This is a genomic window from Microbacterium sp. NPDC077644, assembly GCF_040702785.1.
Taxonomy (GTDB): Bacteria; Actinomycetota; Actinomycetes; order Actinomycetales; family Microbacteriaceae; genus Microbacterium.
This window is the reverse complement of record NZ_JBFBME010000001.1, coordinates 1,344,374-1,369,727: the sequence shown is the minus strand read 5'-3', so window position 1 is coordinate 1,369,727 and position 25,354 is coordinate 1,344,374. Positions and strand designations below refer to the sequence as shown.

The window sequence follows — 25,354 nt, the reverse complement described above, 5'->3', positions numbered from 1 at the left end:
GCACGCCTTCGGGAGGTCGTCGACGCGGCGATGATGGTCGGTCCGACACCCCGGAGATAGACTTCCAGACGATGTTCTACTGGCTGATGAAGTACGTGGTGGTGGGCCCCATCGTCAAGGCGGTCTTCCGCCCGTGGATCGTGGGCCGGGCCAACGTGCCCCGCAACGGTGCGGCGATTCTCGCGAGCAACCATCTCTCGGTCTCCGACTCGATCTTCCTTCCGCTGCTCATCGACCGGCCGATGTCGTTCCTGGCGAAGAGCGACTACTTCACCGGGCGCGGCCTCAAGGGCTGGGCGACCAAGAACTTCATGAAGGCGACGGGGCAGATCCCCATCGACCGCTCGGGAGGCAAAGCCTCCGAGGCGTCGCTCAACACCGGACTTCAGGTGCTCGGGCGCGGCGATCTGCTCGGCATCTATCCGGAGGGGACCCGCAGCCCCGACGGCAAGCTGTACCGCGGGCGCACCGGGCTCGCGCGCATGGCTCTCGAGGCGAAGGTGCCGGTGATCCCCGTCGTCATGGTCGACACCGACACGGCGATGCCGATCGGCCGGACCGTCCCTCGGGTCGTGCGCGTCGGCATCGTGATCGGAGAGCCGCTCGACTTCTCCCGCTACGCCGGGATGGAGAACGACCGCTACATCCTCCGGTCGGTCACCGACGAGATCATGGTCGCCCTCCAGCGACTGGGGGAGCAGGAGTACGACGACGTCTACGCGTCCTCGGTCAAGGAGCGGATGCCGCGGCGGTCATGACGGCACGGCGCTGCGCTCCGCGCCGGTAAGATGGGCAGATGCCTCAGCACGCTCTCGACTCCTGGCGCGACCTCCCCATCAAGCAGCAGCCGACCTGGCCCGATGCTGAGCGCGTGGCGGACATCTCGAAGCAGATCGCCGCGCTCCCGCCTCTCGTGTTCGCCGGTGAGGTCGACAACCTCCGCGACCGGCTCGCCCGCGCGGCATCCGGCGAGGCGTTCCTGCTGCAGGGCGGCGACTGCGCCGAGACGTTCGCCGGGGCGACGGCCGAGCAGATCCGCAACCGGATCAAGACCGTGCTGCAGATGGCGGTCGTTCTCACCTACGGCGCGTCGATGCCCGTCGTGAAGATGGGGCGCATGGCCGGGCAGTTCGCGAAGCCCCGCTCCAGCGACTCCGAGACCCGCGGAGACGTCACCCTCCCGGCATACCGCGGAGACATCGTCAACGGCTACGACTTCACCGAGGGCTCGCGTCAGGCCGACCCCGGCCGTCTGCTGCAGGGGTATCACACCGCGGCATCCACGCTGAACCTGATCCGGGCGTTCACGCAGGGCGGTTTCGCGGACCTCCGCGAAGTGCACTCGTGGAACAAGGGGTTCGCGCAGAACCCGGCGAACCAGCGCTACGAGCGCATGGCGGCCGAGATCGACCGCGCCATCAAGTTCATGGAGGCGGCGGGCGCCGACTTCGACGAGCTCAAGCGCGTCGAGTTCTTCACCGGTCACGAGGGCCTGCTCATGGACTACGAGCACCCGATGACCCGCATCGACTCCCGCACGAGCACGCCGTACAACACCTCCGCGCACTTCCTGTGGATCGGGGAGCGCACGCGCGACCTCGATGGCGCGCACGTCGACTACTTCTCGAAGATCCGCAACCCCATCGGCGTGAAGCTCGGCCCCACGACGACACCCGAGACGGCGCTCGCGCTGATCGACAAGCTCGACCCGAACCGCGAGCCCGGACGCCTGACGTTCATCACGCGCATGGGCGCGGGGAAGATCCGCGACGCTCTGCCGCCGCTGCTCGAGGCCGTCCGCGACTCGGGCGCTCAGCCGCTGTGGGTGACCGACCCCATGCACGGCAACGGCATCACCACGCCGACGGGGTACAAGACGCGTCGCTTCGACGACGTCGTCGACGAGGTGCGCGGTTTCTTCGAGGCGCACCGCGCGGTCGGGACCTTCCCCGGCGGCATCCACGTCGAGCTGACCGGAGACGATGTCACGGAGTGCCTGGGCGGATCCGAGCAGATCGATGAAGAAGGTCTCGCCACGCGCTACGAGAGCCTGTGCGACCCTCGCCTGAACCACATGCAGAGCCTGGAGCTCGCGTTCCTCGTCGCCGAGGAGCTCGAGAAGCGCTGAGTCCGCTCGCGTGTGGCCCATAACGCGCAAACCGCCCTTCCGGATGCCGAGGAAGGGCGGTTTCTGCGTTGTCGACGGGCGGTGTGGATAACCCCGGACGCGCCGCCACAGCAGGCGGCAGGATCGGGGCATGCAGCCACGGACTCGATTGCCCAGTTCTCTCCAAGGGCAGGTCTTCCACGTCCAGGTGGGCGCAGCTCGAGGGGTGAGCGACAAGCGCATGCGAGGTCGGGATCTGCAGCGCCCGTTCCACGGCGTGAGGGCGGATGCTCCGCTGGAGACGTTGCGCGATCGATGCGCCGCGCTCGGCAAGGCCCTCCGGCCGCATCAGTGCTTCAGCCATGAGACCGCAGCCGAGCTGTGGCGGATGCCGTTGCCTTCTCGCGGCGGGCCATTGCATGTCACGGCGGTCGGCGCCCGCGGTCGTGTCCGAAGACCGGGAGTCGTCGGGTGGGAGCGTCCCGATGATGATCTTCCGACGTTCTTGCTCGCGGGCGTTCTGGTCCTCGCGCCGGCGGACGTATGGTGTCAGCTCTCCACACGTCTTTCCCGGCGCTGGCTGGTCGCGGTCGGCGACTTCCTCATCAGTGGCGAGCGCACGGACTTCGGTCGGCGGCCGCCGCTGTGCACGCCGGAGATGCTTGCCGATGCCGTCCGGCGACACGGGAGGCGTCGCGGAGCGGTCGCTCTCAAATGGGCGCTCGGGATGCTCAGGGCGCCAGTCGATTCGCCACGCGAGTCGTTGCTTCGATTGGCCCTGATCGCGGGCGGGCTCCCGGAACCCGAGGTGCAGCTCGAAGTCATGACCGCGAAAGGCAAGCGCCACGGCGACCTCGGTTACCGGAGCGCTCGACTCATCATCGAGTACCAGGGTGACGAGCATCGAACATCCCGCTCACGATGGCTGAGCGATCTGACCCGGGTGCAACTCCTCGAGGATGCCGGTTATCGCGTCATCCTCGTCGGGGCTGATGACCTCCGCGACGGCGCACGCGCGCTGATCGCGCGCATCCGTCGTGCGCTGGCCCGCTCCGGGTGACACGAGGGGCGGTCGAGAACGTACGAACCGCCCTTCCGGATGCCGAGGAAGGGCGGTTTCTGCGTTGTCGACGGGCGGATGCCGCTAGAGCACGCCGCGGATCTGCATGTAGACCTCGGCTCCGGAGCGGCGCATGGATCCCGCGGCCGGATCGGTTCCTGTGACTTCGGTGTTGGAGTCGGCGAGTGCGCTCCAGAAGCCGTTCCACGTCGGTTCGAATCCGGCATCCCGAAGCGCCTGAGCGGCTTCGTCGCGCGTCATCCCCGTCACCTCGGGGACCTCGAACAGCTGCGGTCCGAGCGAGACGACGAGCGTCATGGTGTCTCCGGGCCGCCAGTTGCCCGGCTCCGAGCGCTCCCCGGTGCGGATCACGCGGCCCTGCTCGACGTCGTTGCTGTACTCCTCGACGGTGGTCGTCGTGATCTGCTTCTCGCCCAGCGCGTTCGACGCCTCGTTGACCGTCATTCCGGTGACGTCCGGCAGGCCGCCGAGCGACACGATGAGATCGGCGGTGTCGTCCTCGAACACCTCGCAGCCCTCGCCGCACGCGACGGGGTCGCCGCCGGCGCGCGGGGTGATGCTCGCGTTGATCACCACGTCATTGTCGGCGCTCGAGTACAGCATCAGCATCTCGTCGGACACGTTGATCCCGAGCCCGGCGAGATAGTCCTTCGCCTCATCCACGGTCTTGCCGTTGAGCTTCTCGATCGTGCGCGGGGCCGGGCCCGTCGACACGAACACCGTCACCTCAGTGCCCTTGTCGAGCCGGTCCCCTTCGCCGGGATCAGTGCGGATCGCGAGCCCTGGGTCGATATCCACCGAGCTCTCATCCGCCTGCACGGCGACGAAGCCCTCGTCCTTCAGCGCGGCGGCCGCCTGATCGTACGTCATTCCGGCGACCGAGGGCACCGCCACGAGGGAACCGGGCCCCGACCCGAACCACCAGCCGACGCCTCCGGCCAGTACGGCGAGCAGCATCACGAGGGCGAGCAGGAACGCCCCGCGCGCCCGGCGCTTCGAGGTACGACGGCGAAGCAGCGTCGCGTTGTCCACCGGCTGCGCGGCGACGGGCCCCGTGACGGGATCGAGCACCATCGTCGAAGGCATGACCTTGGTGAGGTCGCCCGAGTCGGACTGCGTGCGCATCGGCGTCGTGGTCGCGGCAGGCGCGGGGGAGATGCCGAGCTGACGCTCGATCTCGCGCAGCCGGTCGAGCATCTCCTGGGCGTCGTCCGGCCGCTCGTCCGGAGACTTCTCCGTCGACCACAGCACGAGCTCGTCCAACTGCTCCGGTACGCCGGGGTTGCGCACGCTCGGGCGCGGCACCGACTCCGTCGCATGCTGGAAAGCGATCTGCATGGGCTGCTCGCCCTTGTAGGGCTGTTCGCCGACCAGCATCTCGTAGAGCATGATGCCGAGGGCGTAGATGTCGCTGCGCGCATCGGCCGTGCCGCGCGTGACCAGCTCGGGTGCGAGATATGCGATCGTGCCGAGCAGCTGCTGCCCGGTCGCCGTGTTCGCCGTGGTGGCCCGCGCGAGTCCGAAGTCGCCGATCTTGATCCGGCCGTCCTCGGCGAGCAGCACGTTCTCGGGCTTGACGTCCCGGTGCACGATGCCGGCTTTGTGAGCCGCCGCGAGCCCTGACAGGATCGCATCCATGATGGAGATCGTCTGCGGGACCGTGAGCCGCTTCTGCTCGCGGAGGAGCTCCCGCAGCGTGATGCCGGGCAGATACTCCATGACGAGGTAGGCGAGTTCGCCGTCCTGGCCCTGATCGAAGACGTTGACGACGTGCGGATCCGCGAGGCGGGCGGCTGCACGTGCCTCCTGGATGAACCGGCTCTGGAACACGGCATCGTCGCTGAGGTGGCCGTGCATGACCTTGAGGGCGATGCGCCGCTCGAGGCGGAGATCGGTGGCGACGTACACGGTGGCCATGCCACCGCGCGCGATCCGCGCACGAACCCGGTACCGACCGTCGACAAGCCGCCCGATGAGGGCGTCGGCCTGCTGATTGGTCGTCACGTACAGATTCTATGGAGAACTGGCTGAAAGCCCGGGGAGCGCCTCACCCTTGGCCCGGAATTCCGCGGGAAGGCGGGCATGCGCCGACGCTCAGCCGTAGAGCTCGAGCCACGTGTACGCCGCGTGCTCCCATTTCGCGTAACGATCGGGGTACGCGGAGATCTGCACGGCCTGTGCGGCATCGGCGAACGACATCTTCTCCCACCCCGGAATGTCGAGGAGGCCTCGGGTGGTCGTGCCGTCCGGGTTGGATGCGCCGACGAAGAACGCGCGGATGCTGTACCCGCGATTCATGATCTGCTCGGGCTCACCCCAGCCCGTGCTGCTGCGCTGCTGGAAGAGGCCGAGGGAGTCGCGGTCGCCCCACTCGAGGTTGCGGAGCCAGGCCTCGACCATGGACGTGCCCAGTGCGATGGCGATGCCGCGTTCGGGGACGCCGAGCTCGCGACCGATGCGGATGATGAGGGTGGCGTTCTCCGCCTGGAGCGCGTTGAGGTCGGCGGAGGTGGATGCGGCGGACGGCGTGGGAACGGATGCCGGGGCGGCCGCTGCGGCCGGCTGCGGCGCCTTCGCGGCCCTGATGCGGATCTTCTGACCCGGGTAGATGATCGCGCCGCGGCCCAGGCCATTCGCTGCGAGGATCGCGTCGACCGACGTGCCGTGCTTCTTCGCGATCGCGAAGATCGTGTCGCCGGCGACGACCGTGTGCGACGCCGCGGGCTTGGCCGACGGCGATGCGGCCGCGGTCGGTGCGGCAGGTGCGGCCGCTGCCGCGGCAGGAGCGGCGAGACGGATCTTCTGGCCGGGGTAGATGACCGTACGCCATCCCAGGCCGTTCCACTTCAGGACGTCGACCGTCGCGAGGCCGTGCCGCTGTGCGATGCCGGCGATCGTGTCGCCCGGGCGCACGGTGTACGAGGCGGGCTTCACGGCTGCCGGGACCGGGCGGGTGGTCTTCTCGAGCTGGAGCGCGCCACCGGCGCGGGCCTGCAGCGGCGTCGGCGCGGTGTCCGCCGGAACGGCGGCGTGGGCGGGCGTTGCGGCCAGCGCTCCGACCAGGACGCTGACCATCGCAGCCGGAGCACCGATCTGGGTGTATCTCTTGCGGTTCGACATCGCTGTGAGTCTCAAGGCTTCCCCCCTGTTCGGACCCTGAAACGCTGACACGGATGTAAAGAGAAGTCAACCAAAGTGACGAATGTGATGCATGTGAAAGAAGAGGCGATGTGCGCTGTCGCGGCGGAGGTGAGATAGTCGAGACGTGTCTGACGTACCTGCTGCATCCACCGGCGAATGGCTGACCACCCCTGACCTCGTCGAGGTCCTGGGGGAGCCGCTCGGCCGGGTCCGCCGACTGATCGCCGAGCAGCATCTGGTCGGCTCTACCCGCAACGGCGCGTTCGCGGTTCCCGGCGTCTTCATCGTCGACGGACGCCCCCTGGCGTCGCTGCGCGGAACGATCATCGTGCTCGCAGATGCCGGCTTCTCCGACGACGAGATCATCGACTGGCTGCTGGCCGAGGACGAGGAGCTCGGCAGAACGCCCATCGCCGCACTCCTCGACGGGCACAAGAGCGCCGTCCGCCGCGTCGCGCGCGCACTGGCCTGAGGCCTCAGGCGGTTCTGACCGTCGCGGCCCTCGCGAGTTGGCGGAGCGTGCCGACCGCCGCATTCTCGAGTCGTGCGCCCGACAGGGCGCGATCGGCCGCTGCGGCGTAGTCCTCGATCATCGCCTCGACGCGGTCCAGCGCGCCCGAGTCCGTGATCGTCGCCTGCAGCGCCGCGACCTGGCTCGCATCGAGATGCGGGTCGCCCAGCAGCTCGTCCAGAACACGGCGCGCGGGGGCGTCGAGGTTCTGCCGTGTCAGCGCCACGAGCACGGTCCGCTTGCCCTCGCGCAGGTCGTCGCCCGCCGGCTTTCCGGTGACGGACTCGTCGCCGAACACGCCCAGGACGTCATCGCGCAGCTGGAAGGCCATCCCGACCGGGTGTCCGAACGCGCGCAGCGCGCGGAGCTGGTCGGCATCCGCGCCCGCGAGCGCCGCACCCAATGCGAGCGGCTGCTCGATGCTGTACCTGGCCGACTTCAGCGAGACGACGCGCAGTGCGCGTTCGGCGTGCTCGTCGTCGGGATTGACGCGCCACGCCGACTCCTCGGCGATGTCGAGGAACTGGCCGGTGGTGACGTCCCGACGCATCCGCGCGTATCCCGCGCGGACGTCGGCGGCATGCGGATGCTGCGCGAGGGCGTCCTCGAGCAGATCATCGCTCCACGAGATGAGAAGGTCGCCGAGCAGGATGGCGGCCGAGCGGCCGAACGCCGCCGCATCGCCGCCCCATGAGCGGGAGACGTGCTCGTGCTCCAGGGCGCGGTGCGCCGCCGGCCGGCCGCGGCGGGTGTCCGAGTTGTCGATCAGATCGTCGTGCACGAGCGCGGCCGACTGGAACACCTCGAGCGCGGCGCACAGGTCCCATACGGCGTCGGATTCAGCGGCCGCTCGGTCGGAGAAACGGGCGACCGCCTGCCAGCCGGCGTGGCAGAAGCGCGCCCGCAGACGCTTGCCTCCCTGCAGGGTGGCGACGGCGGATTCGATGAACAATGCGGCATCCGCCCCGTACTCCGCGGACTCGGCCCGCACACCTGCGGTGAAGCGATCCAGGCGGGTGGCGACGGCCTGCTGGACTTGATGGGAGAGGGGCACGATAATCAGCTTAGGTTCTCAGCCGAAACCTAGCCTCAGTCGTCGCGCTGAGCGTAAACTGGAGGACACCGACCCGAGGGAGGCGTCATGCCACTGTCTGAACAGGAGCAGCGTCTGCTCGATGAGATGGAACGCCATCTCCTGCACAACGATGCCGACATCGTCAGCGCGCCCTCCGGCGACCGAGCACTCAGCTACCGCAACCTCGTCTACGGCGCTGTCCTGCTGCTGGTCGGCATCGGAGCGCTCGTCGCCGGCGTCGCACTGGGCAGCCAGCTCGGCCCGGTCGTCAGCATCGTCGTCGGCGTCGTCGGCTTCGCGGCCATGCTCGCCGGCGTGATCCTCGCCGCGACCCCCACGCGCCGCAGCGGCACCAGCCGTTCGCCGAAGGCCCAGGCGCCGAAGGGCCCCCAGAGCTCCACGTCCTTCATGGACCGCATGAACGACCGTTGGGATCGACGCCACGAGGGTCACTGACCCCGGGGCCTCCACCAGCCCCCACTCCACAAGCCCGGATGCGCATCGCATCCGGGCTTTTTCGTCGCTCTGAGCCGATCTCCTCCACTCCCGCTCCACTGTCCTCCACCGGAACTCCATGCCGCTGACCCGCGGAATCATGCGGGTCTGTTCGCGTGCGCTCCGAAGTTCTGCCATTCTCTTCGCAACTCTTCCTATAAAAGTGGAGGGAAGTGGAGTAAAGTGGGGAACACCTCGAGTTGGCCGGACGAAGGGGGTGATGGCCGATGTTGCTGGGAACGCATTCACCGAAGCTCGACGACAAGGGTCGCGTCATCCTTCCGGCGAAGTTCCGTGAGGACCTCGGAGGCGGCATCGTCGTCACCCGCGGTCAGGAGCGCTGCCTGTACGTCTTCAGCACGGCCGAGTTCGAGGCGATGCACGAGCGGATCCGGCAAGCACCGCTCAGCAACAAGCAGGCCCGTGACTTCCTGCGCATGTTCCTCTCGGGGGCCAGCGCAGAGATGCCCGACAGCCAGAACCGCATCACCATCCCCGGTCACCTCCGCCAGTACGCGGGGCTCGAGAAGGAGCTCATCGTCACCGGCGTCGGCGCCCACGCCGAGATCTGGGATGCCGCGGCCTGGAACGACTACCTCGCCGCCGGCGAGGAGAGCTACTCAGAACTGGAGCAGGAGGTGATTCCCGGACTCTTCTGACCTCGGCTGTGATGCCCCGCCGCTCCCGCCCCGACACACTTCCCCGGTGCCGGGTCGTGAAGCGGAGGGGGATCAGGGCCCAGGTCCCCGGAAACGATCATGAACCTCCGCGACATCCACACCCCGGTTCTCCTCGAGCGCTGCATCGAGCTCATGGCTCCGGCGCTGCAGCACGACGGCGCGATCGTCGTCGATGCGACGCTCGGCATGGGCGGGCACTCCGAAGCGCTGCTCGAGCGATTTCCGAACATCCGCCTGATCGGACTCGACCGCGACACCGACGCACTGCGCATCGCCGGCGAACGTCTCGCGCGCTTCGCCGACCGCATCACCCTGGTCCACACGGTCTACGACGAGATCGGCCTGCACGCGCAGGGCGCCTCGGCCATCCTCATGGACCTCGGCGTCTCCTCGCTCCAGCTCGACGAAGCAGACCGCGGCTTCGCCTACTCCAAGGACGCTCCGCTGGACATGCGGATGGACCAGACCAAGGGCGTGACCGCGGCCGAGGTGCTCGCGACCTACAGCGAGGGCAACCTCCGCCGCATCTTCGAGCGGTACGGCGAGGAGAAGCTCGCCGCCCGCTACGCCCGCTTCATCGTGCAGGCGCGCGACGAGAAGCCCCTCGTCCGCTCGCAGGACCTCGTGGACCTGCTGCAGGCTGCGACCCCGGCGGCGGCGCAGCGCGCCGGTCACCCCGCCAAGCGAGTGTTCCAGGCTCTGCGCATCGAGGTGAATTCGGAACTGAGCGTGCTCGCCGACGCGATCCCCGCCGCGATGGATGCTCTCGCCGTCGGCGGCCGGATCGTGATCATGAGCTACCAGTCGCTGGAGGATCGCCTCGTCAAGCAGGCGTTCGCCGCGGCATCCGCATCCACCGCTCCGGCCGGACTCCCCGTCGAGCTGCCGGAGCACGCACCGCGATTCCGCACGCTCACCAAGGGCGCCGAACTCGCCAGCGACGACGAGAAGGCCCGCAATCCGCGTGCCATCCCGGTGCGCCTGCGCGCCGCAGAACGAGTGAGGGAGGCCGCATGAGCCGCGCCACCGCAGCAGCCCTGCTGCCCGAGACCCGGCCGAACACCACGGCGCCTCGCACGGAGCGCCGCCTCACGCGCGTCACGGCACCGGCCCCGCGTCGACGTCCGAAGCTCGCCTATGCCCTCGTCGCGGTGGCCGGCGCCGCCGCGATCGCCGCCGCGCAGATCGGGCTGTCGCTGGCGATCACCAACGACTCGTTCGTCCTCGCCGACCTCACCTCCCAACAGCGCGAACTGGACCTTCAGGCCAGCGCCCTGCAGGACGACCTCGCCGGGATCTCGTCACCGCAGCTCCTGGCGACGAAGGCCGATCAGCTCGGCCTCGTCGTCGCAGGTCCGGCGTCGTACCTGCGACTGAGCGACTCGGCCGTGCTCGGTTCGGACGAGGGCGCCAGCTGGAGCTCCACGGTCAACCCCGAGGGAGCGGGTGCCGTCAACAACGCCCTGCTCGACGAGGACGCGCAGGAGGCCGCGGCGGCGGAGGAGAACGCCGAGAAGAGCACGAAGAAGGACCCCGACCTGCCGCCGGCCATCACCGACGGCCTCCCCAGCCCCACCACCCGCTGACACCGACCCACCGCTGACACAGGACACGGAGAGAGCCGCATGACCACTCGAGCCACGCGCGGACCGCGCCGCCGGACCGTCGTCGCCCTCGCCGTCATCCTCATCGTGCTGTCGGCTTTCGTCGTGCGCCTGGTCGACATCCAGGTCGTCAGCGCCAGCGACCACGTCGAGGACTCGCTCCAGGTTGGCCAGCTCGGCAGCACCGACACGATCCACGGCGACCGCGGCTCGATCGTCGATCAGAACGGCATCGCCCTCGCATCGAGCGTCAAGGTCTACGACGCCCAGCTCAGTCCGAGCCTGATGCGGGAGCTCGAGGACGACGAGAAGAATCCTCCCGAGGTGCCGTGGAACGAGGCATCCGACCAGATCGCGGCGATCATCGGGCAGGACCCCGAGGAACTGCGCGCGGCCGTCGCGACCAATCTCGAGGCCGACCCGAACTCGCAGTACTACCAGCTCGCCAAGGGCCTCAGCACCGAGAAGTACCTCGAGCTGCGCGACCTCGGGCTGCTGTACGTCTACGCGAAGGCCCGCGAGACCCGCGTCTATCCGAACGGCGCCGTCGCCGGCAACGTCGTCGGCTACGTCGACTCGGCCGGCGACGGTCAGGCCGGCATCGAGCAGATGGAGACGCAGTGCCTGTCTCCCACGAGTGGGGAGCGCAGCTACCTCCGCGGCAAGGACGGCGTCACGATCCCCGGAAGCGAGCGGACCGTGGATGCCGTCGACGGCGGCACCGTGACCCTCACGATCAACAGCGACCTGCAGTGGTACCTGCAGCAGATGATCGCCGAGGAGGCGCAGAAGCAGAAGGCGCAATCCGGCACGGTCACGGTCGTCGAGATCGAGACCGGCAAGATCCGTGCCGCCGCCGAATGGCCCTCCCTCGACCCCAACGACCTGGACGCCTCGTCCCCCGATGACTGGGGCACCAAGGTGTTCGGCAACACCTTCGAGCCCGGCTCCACGTTCAAGGCAGTGACGGCCGCGGCCCTTCTCGACTCCGGCGCCGTCGACATGAACACGACGGTCACGGCATCCAGCCACGAGAAGTTCTCCAACGGCGCCGTCATCAACGACGCGTTCATCCACGGCGCCTACCAGTACACGCTCGCAGGCGCCCTCATCGACTCGTCGAACGTCGCCCTGTCGAAGTTCGGCACCATGGTCGACCCGCAGGTGCGCTACGACTACCTGGAGAAGTTCGGCGTCGGGCAGAAGACGATCGACTTCCCCCGTGAGGCGACCGGTGAGATCCACCCCGTCTCCGAGTGGGATGCGCAGTCTCTCTACACGACGACGTTCGGCCAGTACTACACCGTCACCGCACCTCAGCTCGCGAACGTCTACCAGGCGATCGGCAACGACGGCGAGAAGATCGATGTCTCGCTGATCGAGTCGTGCACGATGCCCGACGGCACCGTGCTCACCCCTGAGGCTCCGAAGCACGAGCAGGTCATCAAGAAGAGCACGGCGACGACCCTCCAGCGGATGCTCGAGAACGTCGCCGTCCAGGGCGGGCTCGCCGATCAGATCAAGATTCCCGGCTACCGGATCGGCATCAAGACCGGTACCGCGCAGGTCACCGACGGCAAGGGCGGCTACAAGAAGGGCGTGTACTACACGAGCATGGTCGGCATCGCCCCGATCGACGACCCGAAGTATGCCGTCGTGGTCACTCTGGACCAGCCGACTAGGATTACATCGTCCGCAGCAACCGCATCCGCCTTCCAGAAGGCGATGACACAGGTCCTGAAGACCTACCGCGTATCGCCGTCCACCGAGCCGATGGACGAGCCGCTGCCCAAGTTCAAGTAGCCGGCCCCGTGCCGCGCATGGAGACGTCATGATCGCCCTGTCGCTCGCCGAGATCGCAACCATCACCGGCGGCGACCTCCACCTCGTCGGAACCGACACCGACCGTACTGTCGTGCACGGTGTCGTCGACACCGATTCGCGGAACATGACCGCGGGCGGGATCTTCGTCGCCAAGCCCGGCGCCGAGACCGACGGCCACCGGTTCGTCGGCGCCGCGGTCGCCAACGGCGCCGTTCTCGCCCTCGTGGAGCACGTCGTCGACGACGAGATCACCCAGATCGTCGTCGCCGACGTCGTCGAGGCCCTCGGCGCGCTCGCCCGTGAGGTCGTCGCGCGCGTGCGCGCGGCAGGCGATCTGAGGATCGTCGGCATCACCGGGTCGAACGGCAAGACGACGACGAAGAACTTCCTGGCGCGGATCCTGCAGGACGACGGCGAGACGATCGCGCCCATCAACTCCTACAACAACGAGGTCGGCGCCCCGGTGACGATGCTCCGCGTCACCGACACCACGCGGTACCTCGTCAGCGAGTTCGGCGCCGCAGCGCCCGGCAGCATCGCGAAGCTCGCGGGCCTCGTGGAACCCGACGTCGCCGTCGTCCTCATGGTCGGCATGGCGCACGCCGGGGGCTTCGGCGGCATCGAGGCCACAGCCAAGGCGAAGTCCGAGCTCGTTACAGCATCCCGCGCCGACGGCACGGCCGTCCTGAACATCGACGACCCGCGCGTGGCCGCCATGCGCGAGATCGCCGACGGGCGGGGGATGACCGTCCTCGGCTTCGGACAGAACGAGGAAGCCGGTGTCCGGGCATCCGACGTCGAGGTGTCGGCATCCGGCACGCGCGCGACCGTCACGACGGGCGGGGCTTCCTACCCGCTGCAGCTGAAGGTACTGGGCGCCCACCACATCGGCAACGCCCTCGCCGCCATCACGGCCGCCAGCGCCCTCGGCGTGTCGCCATCGGACGCCATCGCCCGACTCGAGACCGTCGAGATCGCCGAGCGGTGGCGGATGCAGCCGATGGGCAACGACCGCGTCCGCATCATCAACGACGCGTACAACGCCAGCCCCGACTCCATGGCCGCAGCTCTGCGCACGCTCGCGCAGATCACCGCGCCCGGTGAACGCACCGTCGCAGTCCTCGGTGCCATGAGCGAGCTGGGCGAGACCGCGGGGGAGGAGCACGATCGGATCGGGCTGCTCGCCGTCCGCCTGAACATCCAGCGCATCGTCGTGGTCGGGCCCGAGGCGCGCCGGCTGTACCTCGCCGCCGTCGGCGAGGGATCCTGGGACAGCGAGGCGATCCATCTGCCCGATCAGGATGCCGCGTTCGAGTACCTGCGCACCGAGCTGCGCGACGGCGACCGCGTGCTCGTGAAATCGTCCAACTCGGTGGGGCTCCGGCACCTCGGCGATCGTCTGGGAGAATTGTTCTCGTGAGATCACTCCTCATGGCGGCCGCGATATCGCTCGCCTTCACCCTGTTCCTCACCCCCGTCTTCCTCCGGCTGTTCCGCCGGTGGGGCTGGGGGCAGGTCATCCGCACCCCCGAAGACATCGCGAACCCGAGCCACGAGGCCAAGCGCGGCACGCCCACCATGGGCGGCGTGATCTTCATCGTCGGCACGATCGTCGGCTACTTCACCGGCGTCGTCGCCGGCGGCAGCGAGCCGGCGCTCTCGGCGATCCTCGTGCTGTGGCTCATGGTCGGGTTCGGAGCCGTCGGATTCATCGACGACTACATGAAGGTGCGCTCCCAGCGCAGCCTGGGCCTCTCAGGCTGGCGCAAGGTCATCGGTCAGCTCGTCGTCATGATCCCGTTCGGCGTCGTCGCGCTGAACTTCCCCAACCAGTACGAGCAGACCCCTGCAAGCGGCTACATCTCGCTGTTCCGCGACATCTCGTGGCTGAACCTGTTCGCGTTCGGGGTGATCATCGGCTGGATCGTCTACCTGGTCTGGATCGCCGTCATCGGCATCGCGACCTCCAACAGCGTCAACCTCACGGATGGTCTGGACGGCCTCGCCGCCGGTGCCGGCGTCTTCGTCGTCAGCGCGTACAGCCTCATCGCCTTCTGGCAGTTCAAGCAGTCCTGCGTGGGAACGGGCGTCGACAGCGATGCGCTCGACGCGTGTTACGAGGTCCGCGATCCGTTCAGCCTCGCGATCGTGGCGGCATCCTTCGCCTCCGGTCTCATCGGCTTCCTGTGGTGGAACGCGCCCAAGGCCAAGGTCTTCATGGGCGACGTCGGATCCATGGCCATCGGCGGCGTGATCACCGCCATGGCGATCCTCACCCGCACCGAGCTGCTCCTGCTCGTGATCGCCGGGATCTTCGTGCTGTCGTCGGGATCGGTGATCCTGCAGCGCCTGTACTTCAAGCTCACCCGCGGCAAGCGACTGTTCCTCATGAGCCCGTTCCACCACCATCTCGAGATGCGCGGCTGGCTCGAGGTCACGATCGTCGTGCGCCTGTGGATCATCGCCGGGCTCCTCGCGGTCGCAGCGATCGGTCTGTTCTACGTCGAGTGGCTGACGCTCGCATGAGCGCGCCCCTGGACGCCCTCACCAGCTGGCACGCCGACTGGAAGGGTCTGCGCGTCGCGGTCCTCGGGCTCTCGGTCACGGGGTTCTCGGCCGCAGACACCCTCACCGAGCTCGGTGCCGACGTCCTCGTGCTCTCCGAGTCCGCCTCCGAGGAGTACGAGCGGCTGGTCCCGGTCATCGGCGCGCGCCTCGCGCTCGGACCGCTGGATGCCGCACCGCAGGAGCTCGTCGACTTCGCGCCACAGGTCGTCGTCGCATCCCCCGGTTTCGCGCCGTCGCATCCGCTGATCCGGTGGACGCAGGATGCTGGAATCGCTCTGTGGGGCGACGTCGAGCTGGCCTGGCGCGTGCGCGACAAGGTCCTGCGCGCCGACGGAACCCCGGCCGACTGGGTGCTCATCACCGGCACCAACGGCAAGACCACCACGACGCAGCTCACCGCGACGCTGCTCGTCGAAGGCGGACTGCGCGCAGCGCCGTGCGGCAACATCGGGGTCCCGGTGCTGGACGCCGTGCGCGATCCTGCCGGCTTCGACGCGCTCGTCGTCGAGCTGTCCAGCCATCAGCTCTGGTACATCGGTCAGAGCGAGCCTGCGGGCGAGCTCGTGCCGCACTCGTCGGTGTGCCTGAACATCGCCGACGACCACCTCGTCTGGCACGGCAGCGCCGACGCCTACCGCGCTGCGAAGGCGTTCGTCTACCGCAACACGCGCATCGCGTGCGTCTACAACAAGGCCGACCTCGCGACACGCGAGATGGTCGAGGACGCCGACGTCACCGAGGGCGCCAGGGCGATCGGCTTCGATCTCGGCGTGCCGGGTCCCAGCGACCTCGGCGTCGTCGACGGCATCCTCGCCGATCGCGCCTTCCTCGACGACCGCCGCAACAGCGCCCTCGAGCTCACGACGATCGCCGACCTCGAGCGGCTCGGGCTGTCGGCGCCGCACATCGTCCAGAACATCCTCGCCGCGAGCGCTCTCGCCCGCGCTCTCGGGACGCAGCCGGAGGCCATCCGCCGCGCGCTCGAGGGATTCCGCCTCGATGAGCACCGCATCCAGGTCATCGCCCGTCACGCGGGAATCACATGGGTGGACGACTCCAAGGCCACCAACCCTCACGCTGCGGCATCCTCGCTGCGCGCATACCCCGGCGCCCTCTGGGTCGTCGGCGGCGACCTCAAAGGCGTCGACCTCACGGAGCTCATCGCGGACGCCGGCCGCACGGCCGGCGCAGCACTGGTGATCGGCGTCCGGCGCGACGAGATCGTCGCCGCATTCGCACGACACGCGCCGGACGTTCCGGTCCACGAGGTCGTCACTGGTGAGACTGAAGATGTCATGACCCGAGTGGTGGAACTCGCCGGAGGGATCGCGACCGACGGGAGCACGGTGCTGCTGGCCCCGGCGGCGGCATCCTTCGACCAGTTCACGAGCTACGCGGATCGTGGCCGCCGTTTCGCCGAGGCGGTGCGCACGTGGATCGACAAGGGGAGTGCCGATGACACAGGTGGCTCGCCCTCCGCGCACCGGCCCTGACTCCGGAGCGCGGGGCCTCGCGGCGCGCGTCTCGCTCGGACGGATCTTCACCCCGCCCTCGAGCGAGTTCCTCCTCATCTCCTCCACGGCGCTGCTGCTGACGATCTTCGGGATCGTCATGGTCATCTCCGCCACCAGCGCGACCGAGACCGGTGTGATGGACACCGCGCTCAAGCAGGCGACGTTCGCCGTCATCGGCATCCCCCTGATGTTCCTCGTGAGCAGGCTGCCGATCGGATTCCTCAAGAAGATGGCCTGGCCGGCGCTGATCCTCGCGACGCTGATGCAGCTGCTCGTGTTCACCCCGCTGGGCATCGAGGACGCCGGAAACCGCAATTGGATCGACCTCGGCGTCGTCTCGATGCAGCCGTCGGAGTTCCTCAAACTCGCCCTCGCCCTGTGGATCGCCTATGTGCTGCTGCGCAAGCGCACCCGCCTGGCCATCTGGCACCACGTCTTCATCCCCGTCGTTCCGGTCGCACTGCTCGCGATCGGAACGGTCATCGCGGGCAACGACCTGGGCACGGCGATGGTGCTCGTGCTGATCCTGCTCGGCTGCCTCTTCTTCGCCGGGGTCAAGCTGCGGCTGTTCATCCTGCCCGTGCTCCTCGGGATCGTCGGCGTCGTCGCCCTCGCGATCGTCAGCCCCGACCGGATGCGCCGCATCACCGCCGTCTGCTCCGACATGAGCAACTACGAGCACGACTGCTACCAGTCGATCCACGCCGTCTGGGGCATGGCGAACGGCGGGATCTTCGGCCTCGGCCTGGGCAACTCGCAGGAGAAGTACGGATGGCTCCCCGCGGCCGCCAACGACTTCATCTTCGCGATCGTCGGCGAGGAGCTCGGTCTCATCGGCTGCATCGTCGTGCTCGCCCTGTTCACGTTCTTCGCGGTCGGCGCGTTCCACATCATGCGCAAGACGACCGACCCGTTCATCCGCGTCGCGACGGGCGGGATCACCGTCTGGATCCTCGGTCAGGCGCTCATCAACATCGGCGTCGTGATCGGCGTCTTCCCCGTCATGGGCGTGCCGCTGCCGTTCATGTCGCAGGGCGGAACGGCGCTGCTGGCGGTGCTCCTCGCGTGCGGCGTGCTGCTGGCGTTCGCTCGCACGATTCCCGCATCCGAACGGGGTATGGTCGCGAAGTGACCTCGTACCTTCTCGCCGGCGGTGGCACCGCCGGGCACGTGAACCCCCTGCTCGCCGTCGCCGACGCACTGCGCGAGCGGGAGCCCGACGCCGACGTCCTCGTCCTGGGCACGAAGGAGGGCCTGGAGGCGCGGCTCGTCCCTCAGCGCGGCTACGAGCTGCTCATCGTCGACAAGGTGCCGTTCCCGCGGCGGCCGAACACGCAGGCGCTCAGGTTCCCCTCGCGCCTGGGGCGGGCTGTCGGTCAGGTGCGGCGTCACATCCGCGAGCACGCGATCGACGTCGTGGTGGGATTCGGCGGATACGCCTCGGCACCGGCCTACATCGCGGCGCGTCGCGAGAACGTGCCGTACGTCGTGCACGAGGCGAATGCGAAGCCCGGCCTCGCGAACAGGCTGGGAGCCGGGGGAGCGGCGGGCATCGGCGTCGCCTTCGCCGGCACGCCGCTCAAGAACAGCGAGGTCGTCGGGATGCCGCTGCGTCGCGAGATCGTCGCCCTGGACCGTTCGGCGCTGCGCGCCGAGGCCGCAGCGACGTTCGGGCTGGATGCCGGCCGCCCGGTTCTGCTCGTGTTCGGCGGGTCGCTCGGCGCTCAGCGTCTCAACGAGGCCATCGCCGGGTCGTGGGGAGACGTGCTCGCCGCCGGATGGCAGCTGCTGCATATCACGGGCGAGCGCAGCGAGCTCGAAGACCCTGAGGTGCCCGGCTACGCGATGCGGCGGTATGTGGACCGCATGGATCTGGCGTTCTCTCTCGCGGACCTGATCGTCTCGCGAGCCGGATCCGCGACGGTCAGCGAGATCAGCGCGCTCGGCATCCCCGCCGTGTACGTGCCCTACGCGGTCGGCAACGGCGAGCAGCGTCTGAACGCGGCGTCGGCGATCGCGGCAGGAGCGGCGATCCTGCTCGAGGACGGCACGTTCGACGGCGACGTCGTGCGCCGGGAGATCGTGCCGCTGATGGGCGACCGCACCCGCATCGACGCGATGGCCGTGGCGGCCGAGCAGGTCGGCACGCGCACGGGCACCGAGAACGTCATCGCGATGATCGATCGCGCCCTCGGCGCGGGGCGCTGAGCCCGCTCCTCGGCTCCGCGAATTAGGATGGATCCGACATGATCAGACCTGACCTCTCGCTCCCGATCCCGGAGTCCATCACCGCGGCCCACTTCATCGGGATCGGCGGTTCCGGCATGAGCGGCCTGGCGAAGATGTTCCTCGACGCCGGCATCCGCGTCTCCGGATCCGACCGGGCCGACGGCGACAATCTGCAGGCTCTCGCCGCCGCGGGGGCGACCGTCCACGTCGGCCACGACGCCGCGTACCTCGGGGATGCCGACACGGTCGTGCACACCGGAGCGATCTGGCCCGAGAACCCCGAGTTCGTCACAGCGAAGGAACGCGGACTGCACGTCATCCACCGCTCCCAGGCGCTGCACTGGCTGATCGGAGGCCGCCGACTCGTCTCCGTCGCAGGCGCCCACGGCAAGACGACCTCGACCGGCATGATCGTCACGGGGCTGCAGGCGCTCGGCGCCGATCCGAACTTCGTCAACGGCGGTGTCATCGAGCAGCTCGGGACCTCGAGCGCCTCCGGGGCGGACGACCTCTTCGTCGTCGAGGCCGACGAGTCGGACGGCACCTTTCTGCTCTACGACACGGCCATCGCGCTGATCACCAATGTCGACCCCGATCACCTCGACCACTACGGATCCGACGAGGCGTTCCACGACGCGTTCATCCGATTCGCGGATGCCGCCACCGAGGCGGTCGTGATCTCGAGCGACGATCCGGGAGCGCTGCGCGTCGCAGCAGGCCTCTCGCACCCGAACGTCATCACGTTCGGCACCGCCGAGGGCGCAGATGTGCGCCTCACGGACATCTCGGCCACGGGTCCCGTCGCGGCGACCGTCGCACGCGGGGGAGAGTCCGAGCACATGCAGCTCGCCGTCCCCGGAGCCCACAACGCGATCAACGCCGCCGGCGCCGTCGCCGTTCTTCTCTCGCTCGGTTACGGGCTGGGCGACGCCGTGCGCGCGGTGGAGGGGTTCGCCGGGACCGTCCGCCGGTTCGAGCTGCACGGCGTCGAGCGCGGCGTCAGCGTGTTCGACGACTACGCCCATCACCCCACCGAGGTGAAGGCGGCGCTCGAGGCTGCGCGCGGCGTCGTCGGCGACGGACGCATCATCGCCATCCAGCAGCCGCACACGTACTCCCGCACCCAGCACATGTACCGGGAGTTCGCCGAGGTGCTCGAGACGCACGCCGACCACACGGTCATGCTCGACGTCTACGGCGCCCGGGAGGATCCCGTCCCCGGCGTCACCGGAGAACTCGTCAGCGGGGCGTTCGCCGACCAGGGGCACGTGCACTACGTGCCCGACTGGCAGCAGGCGGCGGAGTACACCGCCTCGATCGCCCGCGAGGGCGACTACGTGATCACCCTGGGCTGCGGCAACGTCTACCTGATCATCCCGCAGGTGCTCGAGGCGCTGCGGCAGAACGCAGAAGGCTGACCCGTGCGTCGCCCGGCCCCGCTTCCGACTCCGCCGGAGGAGGCGCAGTCCGCTCCGACGCGGCCCCGCCGCCCCAGTGCGTCGCGCGGGCCGGCCGATCTGCATGCAGGGGATGCGGGCGCGCGGCCTCTGACGCCCGACCGGGCGGATGAGGACCGCGACCCGGATGTGTTCGACGAACAGGAGAGCCTGGAAGGGCTCACCGCGCGCGACGTCTGGAAGGCCGCACGTGCGCGCCGCAAGCGCCTGCGCGCCGAGATCCGGCGGTTCACGCAGCGCTCGCGTCGCCGGCGGATGATGTGGCTCGGCGCCCTCGGCGCGGTCGTGCTCCTCATCGGCGGGAGCGTCATCGCCGCGTACAGCCCGTTGTTCGCCGTCGAGCGGATCACGGTCGCCGGCGCCTCCAGGCTCGATGCGGCGACCATCGAGGCCGCGCTGTCCGACCAGATCGGCCGGCCTCTCGCCCTCGTCGACGACAGCGAGGTCAAGGCGGCCCTGCTGGCGTTCCCGCTCATCGAGACCTACGCGCTCGAGGCGAAGCCCCCGCACGACCTCACCGTGCGGATCGTCGAGCGCACACCGATCGGCGTCATCGAGTCGGGTGCCGGCTACACGCTCGTGGATGCCGCCGGCGTCGCGCTGAGCACGACCGAGCAGGTGCCGGACGGGCAGCCGATCCTGCATGTCGAGGGCGGCCCGGGGTCGGACGTCTTCGAGGCCGCGGGACTCGTCGTCCGCTCCCTGCCGGACGATCTGCGGGCGCAGCTGACCGAGGTCACCGCCGGCACGCTGGACGACGTGACGCTGAAGCTGTCGACCGGTCTCACCGTCGTGTGGGGGAGCTCCGAGGACTCCGTCCTCAAGAGCGTCACCCTCAGCAGCGTCCTCGTCGCCAAGCCCGACGCCCGCAGCATCGACGTCTCGTCCCCGCAGGTGCCGGTCGTCGGCTGACGTCCTCCGACGCCTGGATCCGGTCGTCCGCGAGGGGAAACGCGCGACACGCCCGTGTCCTTGCCCGCGCGCGCGGGAACGGCGCTTACCTTCGATCAAGAGAACGCAATACCGGGAAATACTTTACACCTCTAGTTGAGGTTTAAGGTTCACATTCTTTCCAGGCTCGACAATCGGAGGCCGGCCATGAGCCAGAACCAGAACTACCTCGCCGTGATCAAGGTCGTCGGCGTCGGCGGTGGCGGCGTCAACGCCGTCAACCGCATGATCGAACTCGGCCTTCGCGGCGTCGAGTTCATCGCTGTCAACACCGACGCCCAGGCGCTGCTCATGAGCGACGCCGACGTCAAGCTCGACGTCGGACGCGAGCTCACCCGCGGTCTCGGCGCAGGCGCGGATCCCGAGGTCGGACGCCGTGCCGCTGAGGACCACGCCGAAGAGATCGAGCAGGCCCTGACCGGCGCCGACATGGTCTTCGTCACCGCCGGCGAGGGCGGCGGAACCGGCACCGGTGGTGCACCGGTCGTGGCCCGCATCGCGAAGTCCATCGGCGCCCTCACCATCGGTGTGGTCACCAAGCCGTTCTCGTTCGAAGGCCGCCGTCGCCAGAGCCAGGCGGAGGCGGGCGTCGCGAAGCTGAAGGAAGAGGTCGACACCCTCATCGTCGTCCCGAACGACCGACTGCTCGAGATCAGCGACCGCGGCATCTCGATGATCGAGGCGTTCGCCACGGCCGACCAGGTGCTCCTCGCCGGTGTGCAGGGCATCACCGACCTCATCACCACACCCGGCCTCATCAACCTCGACTTCGCCGACGTCAAGTCGGTCATGCAGGGCGCGGGTTCCGCCCTCATGGGCATCGGCTCCGCCCGTGGCGCCGACCGCGCCATCAAGGCCGCCGAGCTCGCGGTCGAGTCCCCGCTGCTCGAGGCATCCATCGAAGGCGCGCACGGCGTGCTGCTGTCGATCCAGGGTGGCTCGAACCTCGGCATCTTCGAGATCCACGACGCCGCCGACCTCGTCAAGGAGGCCGCGCACCCCGAGGCCAACATCATCTTCGGTACCGTCATCGACGACACGCTCGGCGACGAGGTGCGCGTCACCGTCATCGCGGCAGGCTTCGACGGCGGCGAGCCGTCGCTGCGTCTGGACCCGATGGTCGTCTCGCGCCCGGAGCCGGCTTCCCTGCCCGAGGTCACGCTGTCCGACGACGAGACCGAGGCGCAGACCGCCGAGCCTGCCGCGACGCAGCCGGCGCCGCGCATCCCGACCACGAGCCTCGAGCCGGCATTCGCGGACGACGACATCGACATCCCCGAGTTCCTGAAGTGAGCCTCTCCGCGCGGCTGTCGGCGATCGATGCGCGCATCGCCGACGCCGCGCGTCTGGCCGGGCGCGACCCGGCCGGGATCACCCGGATCGTGGTGACGAAGTTCCATCCGGCAGCGCTCGTCCACGAGCTGCACGCGCTCGGCGTGCTCGACGTGGGAGAGAACCGGCAGCAGGAGCTCACGGCCAAGCGCGCCGAGGCAGCGCTCGACGGGCTGCGCTGGCACTTCATCGGGCAGGCGCAGACGAACAAGGCCGCGGCGATCCGCCGCAGCGCGGATGCCGTGCACTCGGTCGACCGCGTCAAGCTCGCCGATGCCCTGCACAGAGCAGCGGATGACGATGACGCGCTGGACGTCCTCGTGCAGGTGAACCTCACCGATGACGCCGGCCGCGGGGGCATCGCGCCCGCCGACGTCGAGCGCCTGGCGGAGCACGTCCTCACGCTGCCCTCGCTGCGGCTGCGCGGCGTCATGGGCGTCGCTCCGCTCGACCAGGACCCGGCCCCGGCCTTCGAGAGACTGCACGGCATCGCCGCAGCGGTGCGCGCGCTCGAGCCGGATGCCACCTGGATCTCCGCCGGAATGACCGGCGACTTCGCCGAGGCGATCGCGGCAGGTGCGACACACCTGCGGATCGGGTCGGCAATAACCGGACCCCGGCCTGACCGGGGTTAACCTCGAAACAGATCAGCCCACGTCGAACACGGAGGACACGATGGGAAACCCGCTGAAGAAGACCATGGTGTACCTGGGCCTGGCCGATGAGGAAGAAACCTACGAAGAGCAGGCGGCTCCGGCACGCGCGCACCGTGACCGTGACCGTGACCGCGACCGCGACCATGAAGAGGTCGTCGCCGCTCCCGTGACCCCGCTGCGCCGCCCGGTCGCCGTGAAGCAGCCCTCCGCCGGCGCTGTCAACGAGATCCTCACGGTGCACCCCAAGCAGTACCGCGACGCGCAGCTGATCGCCGAGAGCTTCCGCGAGGGCGTTCCGGTCATCATCAACCTCTCGCAGATGTCCGACGCCGACGCGCGTCGCCTCATCGACTTCGCGAGCGGACTCTCGCTCGGCCTCTACGGGCGCATCGAGCGCGTCACGAGCAAGGTGTTCCTGCTCTCGCCCGAGAACATCGCCGTCTCCGGGCACGGCGGCATCGCCAGCGCAGACCCGGAATCCGCGGGTTTCGACCACTCCTGATCCGTGGCCGTAGTCTCCTGGATCGCCTCGATCGTCCACCTGGTCCTGCTGATCTACATCTTCGTGCTGTTCGCGAGGCTCATCCTGGATTACATCCCGCTGTTCAACCGCGAATGGCGGCCCAAGGGTGCCGGCCTCGTGGCGGCTGAGGTCGTCTACACGGTCACCGACCCGCCGATCCGTCTCTTCCGACGCTTCATCCCTCCGCTGCGCATCGGCACGCTGTCACTGGATTTCGGCTTCACGTTCACGATCCTCGCCGTGCTCATCCTCATGGCCATCGTGAGGCAGTTCATCTGATCGGGGGCTATGCTTGCACGGAGGTGCGCGCCCCGGGTACGCGCCGGATCCACACAAGCCATGCTTCAGACACTGGCAGCAGAACTCATCGAAAGAGGAGCCGAGAAAATGGCACTGACCCCGGATGACGTCGTCACCAAGCAGTTCCAGCACGTCCGATTCAAGGACGGCTTCGACCCGGACGAGGTCGATGACTTCCTCGACGAGATCGTCGTCGAGTGGCGCAAGGCACTCGAGGAGAACGCCGAGCTGAAGGCGAAGCTCGCCGCATACGAGTCCGGCGAGAAGCCGGCGGCCGAGGCGAAGGCCGAGGAGTCCGCTCCCGCCGTCGTCGACGAGGTTCCCGCGCCCGTCGCCGCAGCTCCTGCCGCGCCCGCAGCCGCCGCTCCGATCGACGCCGCAGGCTCCACGTCCGCGACGGCCGGCATCATCGAGCTGGCTCAGCGCCTGCACGACGAGCACGTCGCCGAGGGCGAGTCGAAGAAGAAGCAGCTCATCTCCGAGGCAGAGTCCGAGGTCGAGCGCATCCGCACCGAGGCTCAGGCCAAGCAGCGCGAGGAGTCGGCACGACTCGAGCGCGAGCGCAACACCCTCGAGGCGCGCATCACCGAGCTGCGCAACTTCGAGCGCGACTACCGCACGCAGCTGCGCGGCTACATCGAGGGCCAGCTCCGCGACCTCGACGAGAAGTCGAACACGACGGACTCCACCCCGGTCTCTGCGATCGGACTGTAGGTCAGCCCTTTGGCTGAACGCCGTTCCCTTCGTCGGTCGGCGGCCGGCATCATCGTCGCGATCCTCGCGGCACTGGTGCTGGCCGCCGATCAGTTCGTGAAGCACCTCACGGTCGAGCACCTGCCGCTGCACGAAGTCGTGCCGGTGCTCGGCGAGTTCCTCCAGCTGTACTTCGTGCGCAACCCCGGCGCCGCGTTCTCGATCGGCTCCGACTACACCTGGATCTTCACGATCGCGCTGTCCGTCGTCGCGGTCGTGATCATCTGGAAGGCTTTCGACCTGCGATCGCGGATCTGGGCCGTCGTGCTCGGATGCCTCCTCGGCGGGGTGCTCGGCAATCTCACGGATCGCTTCTTCCGCGAGCCCGGGTTCGCCGTGGGCCACGTCGTCGACATGATCTCCATGCCGTGGATGATGCCCGCGATCTTCAACGTCGCCGACATCTTCATCGTCTGCGGCATGATCACCGTGGCGCTGCTGGTCGTCCTCGGCATCCGACTCGACGGCACGCGTGAGAAGGATCACGTCGAGTCGGCGGATGCCGCAGGTTCGGGCCACGGCGAGCCCGAGGTCGCCCAGAGAGAAGCCTGAT

General features: G+C 68.7%; 25 protein-coding genes. 22 read left to right on the top strand and 3 right to left on the bottom strand.

All coding sequences use genetic code 11. From position 1 onward, the window contains the following. Window positions 1-71: 71 nt before the first annotated feature. From AB0269_RS06645 to AB0269_RS06635, 3 genes are all read left to right on the top strand, one after another. The gene (locus AB0269_RS06645) at window positions 72-758 is read left to right on the top strand and encodes a lysophospholipid acyltransferase family protein (RefSeq protein WP_366210430.1); all 687 of its coding nucleotides are present in this window, start codon (window positions 72-74) and stop codon (window positions 756-758) included. A gap of 38 nt (window positions 759-796) precedes the next feature. Further along, window positions 797-2,128 carry a class II 3-deoxy-7-phosphoheptulonate synthase gene (locus AB0269_RS06640; RefSeq protein WP_366210429.1) on the top strand — a complete coding sequence of 444 codons (1,332 nt, stop codon included), beginning with the start codon at window positions 797-799 and terminating at the stop codon, window positions 2,126-2,128. Between the two features lie 205 nt (window positions 2,129-2,333). Continuing rightward, window positions 2,334-3,167, top strand: coding sequence for a hypothetical protein (locus AB0269_RS06635; protein ID WP_366210428.1), 834 nt, complete (start codon window positions 2,334-2,336; stop codon window positions 3,165-3,167). A gap of 84 nt (window positions 3,168-3,251) precedes the next feature. Here AB0269_RS06635 and pknB read toward each other — a convergent pair whose 3' ends face one another. Both pknB and AB0269_RS06625 read right to left on the bottom strand, forming a co-directional pair. Then, complete coding sequence (pknB, locus tag AB0269_RS06630; protein WP_366210427.1) at window positions 3,252-5,192, bottom strand: Stk1 family PASTA domain-containing Ser/Thr kinase; 1,941 nt, start codon at window positions 5,190-5,192, stop codon at window positions 3,252-3,254. 90 nt (window positions 5,193-5,282) lie between these two features. Further along, entirely contained in the window at window positions 5,283-6,308 is a 1,026-nt protein-coding gene (locus AB0269_RS06625) for a LysM domain-containing protein (protein WP_366210426.1), read from the bottom strand. Window positions 6,309-6,453: 145 nt separating this feature from the next. On the opposite strand from AB0269_RS06625, the gene AB0269_RS06620 reads away from it, so the two are divergent. After that, window positions 6,454-6,801, top strand: a complete 348-nt coding sequence (locus AB0269_RS06620) for an Rv2175c family DNA-binding protein (RefSeq protein WP_366210425.1) — start codon at window positions 6,454-6,456, stop codon at window positions 6,799-6,801. A gap of 4 nt (window positions 6,802-6,805) precedes the next feature. Here the strand turns inward: AB0269_RS06620 and AB0269_RS06615 are convergent, their stop codons facing one another. Then, a complete protein-coding gene (locus AB0269_RS06615; RefSeq protein WP_366210424.1) occupies window positions 6,806-7,894 on the bottom strand; it encodes a polyprenyl synthetase family protein in 1,089 nt (362 codons plus the stop codon). An 87-nt stretch (window positions 7,895-7,981) separates the two neighbouring features. Here AB0269_RS06615 and AB0269_RS06610 point away from each other — a divergent pair, with 87 nt between their 5' ends. From AB0269_RS06610 to lspA, 18 genes are all read left to right on the top strand, one after another. Continuing rightward, entirely contained in the window at window positions 7,982-8,371 is a 390-nt protein-coding gene (locus AB0269_RS06610) for a DUF3040 domain-containing protein (RefSeq protein ID WP_366210423.1), read from the top strand. 266 nt (window positions 8,372-8,637) lie between these two features. After that, the gene (gene mraZ / locus AB0269_RS06605) at window positions 8,638-9,069 is read left to right on the top strand and encodes a division/cell wall cluster transcriptional repressor MraZ (protein ID WP_366210422.1); all 432 of its coding nucleotides are present in this window, start codon (window positions 8,638-8,640) and stop codon (window positions 9,067-9,069) included. 99 nt (window positions 9,070-9,168) lie between these two features. Then, on the top strand, window positions 9,169-10,107 hold the full coding sequence (gene rsmH / locus AB0269_RS06600; RefSeq protein ID WP_366210421.1) for a 16S rRNA (cytosine(1402)-N(4))-methyltransferase RsmH: 939 nt from the start codon (window positions 9,169-9,171) through the stop codon (window positions 10,105-10,107). Continuing rightward, a complete protein-coding gene (locus AB0269_RS06595) occupies window positions 10,104-10,676 on the top strand; it encodes a hypothetical protein (protein ID WP_366210420.1) in 573 nt (190 codons plus the stop codon). Before rsmH ends, AB0269_RS06595 begins: the two co-directional genes overlap by 4 nt. 39 nt (window positions 10,677-10,715) lie before the next feature. After that, window positions 10,716-12,497, top strand: a complete 1,782-nt coding sequence (locus AB0269_RS06590) for a penicillin-binding protein 2 (RefSeq protein ID WP_366210419.1) — start codon at window positions 10,716-10,718, stop codon at window positions 12,495-12,497. Between the two features lie 28 nt (window positions 12,498-12,525). After that, window positions 12,526-13,938 carry a UDP-N-acetylmuramoyl-tripeptide--D-alanyl-D-alanine ligase gene (gene murF / locus AB0269_RS06585; RefSeq protein ID WP_366210418.1) on the top strand — a complete coding sequence of 471 codons (1,413 nt, stop codon included), beginning with the start codon at window positions 12,526-12,528 and terminating at the stop codon, window positions 13,936-13,938. Next, entirely contained in the window at window positions 13,935-15,044 is a 1,110-nt protein-coding gene (mraY, locus tag AB0269_RS06580) for a phospho-N-acetylmuramoyl-pentapeptide-transferase (RefSeq protein WP_366210417.1), read from the top strand. The genes murF and mraY overlap by 4 nt, the downstream gene beginning before the upstream one ends. Continuing rightward, on the top strand, window positions 15,041-16,579 hold the full coding sequence (gene murD, locus AB0269_RS06575) for a UDP-N-acetylmuramoyl-L-alanine--D-glutamate ligase (RefSeq protein WP_366210416.1): 1,539 nt from the start codon (window positions 15,041-15,043) through the stop codon (window positions 16,577-16,579). The genes mraY and murD overlap by 4 nt, the downstream gene beginning before the upstream one ends. After that, window positions 16,542-17,732, top strand: coding sequence for a putative lipid II flippase FtsW (gene ftsW, locus AB0269_RS06570; protein ID WP_366210415.1), 1,191 nt, complete (start codon window positions 16,542-16,544; stop codon window positions 17,730-17,732). The genes murD and ftsW overlap by 38 nt, the downstream gene beginning before the upstream one ends. After that, window positions 17,729-18,808, top strand: coding sequence for a UDP-N-acetylglucosamine--N-acetylmuramyl-(pentapeptide) pyrophosphoryl-undecaprenol N-acetylglucosamine transferase (locus AB0269_RS06565; RefSeq protein ID WP_366210414.1), 1,080 nt, complete (start codon window positions 17,729-17,731; stop codon window positions 18,806-18,808). The genes ftsW and AB0269_RS06565 overlap by 4 nt, the downstream gene beginning before the upstream one ends. A gap of 38 nt (window positions 18,809-18,846) precedes the next feature. Then, on the top strand, window positions 18,847-20,247 hold the full coding sequence (gene murC, locus AB0269_RS06560) for a UDP-N-acetylmuramate--L-alanine ligase (RefSeq protein WP_366210413.1): 1,401 nt from the start codon (window positions 18,847-18,849) through the stop codon (window positions 20,245-20,247). Between the two features lie 3 nt (window positions 20,248-20,250). Beyond that, entirely contained in the window at window positions 20,251-21,198 is a 948-nt protein-coding gene (locus tag AB0269_RS06555; RefSeq protein ID WP_366210412.1) for an FtsQ-type POTRA domain-containing protein, read from the top strand. Between the two features lie 186 nt (window positions 21,199-21,384). Beyond that, the gene (ftsZ, locus tag AB0269_RS06550) at window positions 21,385-22,530 is read left to right on the top strand and encodes a cell division protein FtsZ (protein ID WP_175988056.1); all 1,146 of its coding nucleotides are present in this window, start codon (window positions 21,385-21,387) and stop codon (window positions 22,528-22,530) included. Continuing rightward, entirely contained in the window at window positions 22,527-23,204 is a 678-nt protein-coding gene (locus AB0269_RS06545; protein ID WP_366210411.1) for a YggS family pyridoxal phosphate-dependent enzyme, read from the top strand. The genes ftsZ and AB0269_RS06545 overlap by 4 nt, the downstream gene beginning before the upstream one ends. 40 nt (window positions 23,205-23,244) lie before the next feature. Continuing rightward, window positions 23,245-23,727, top strand: coding sequence for a cell division protein SepF (gene sepF, locus AB0269_RS06540; RefSeq protein WP_366210410.1), 483 nt, complete (start codon window positions 23,245-23,247; stop codon window positions 23,725-23,727). A 3-nt stretch (window positions 23,728-23,730) separates the two neighbouring features. Further along, window positions 23,731-24,027 (top strand): YggT family protein, encoded by a 297-nt coding sequence (locus AB0269_RS06535; RefSeq protein ID WP_366210409.1) that lies wholly within the window; start codon window positions 23,731-23,733, stop codon window positions 24,025-24,027. Between the two features lie 108 nt (window positions 24,028-24,135). Beyond that, window positions 24,136-24,762 carry a DivIVA domain-containing protein gene (locus AB0269_RS06530; RefSeq protein ID WP_366210408.1) on the top strand — a complete coding sequence of 209 codons (627 nt, stop codon included), beginning with the start codon at window positions 24,136-24,138 and terminating at the stop codon, window positions 24,760-24,762. 9 nt (window positions 24,763-24,771) lie between these two features. Further along, the gene (gene lspA / locus AB0269_RS06525) at window positions 24,772-25,353 is read left to right on the top strand and encodes a signal peptidase II (RefSeq protein ID WP_366210407.1); all 582 of its coding nucleotides are present in this window, start codon (window positions 24,772-24,774) and stop codon (window positions 25,351-25,353) included. Window position 25,354 lies beyond the last annotated feature (1 nt).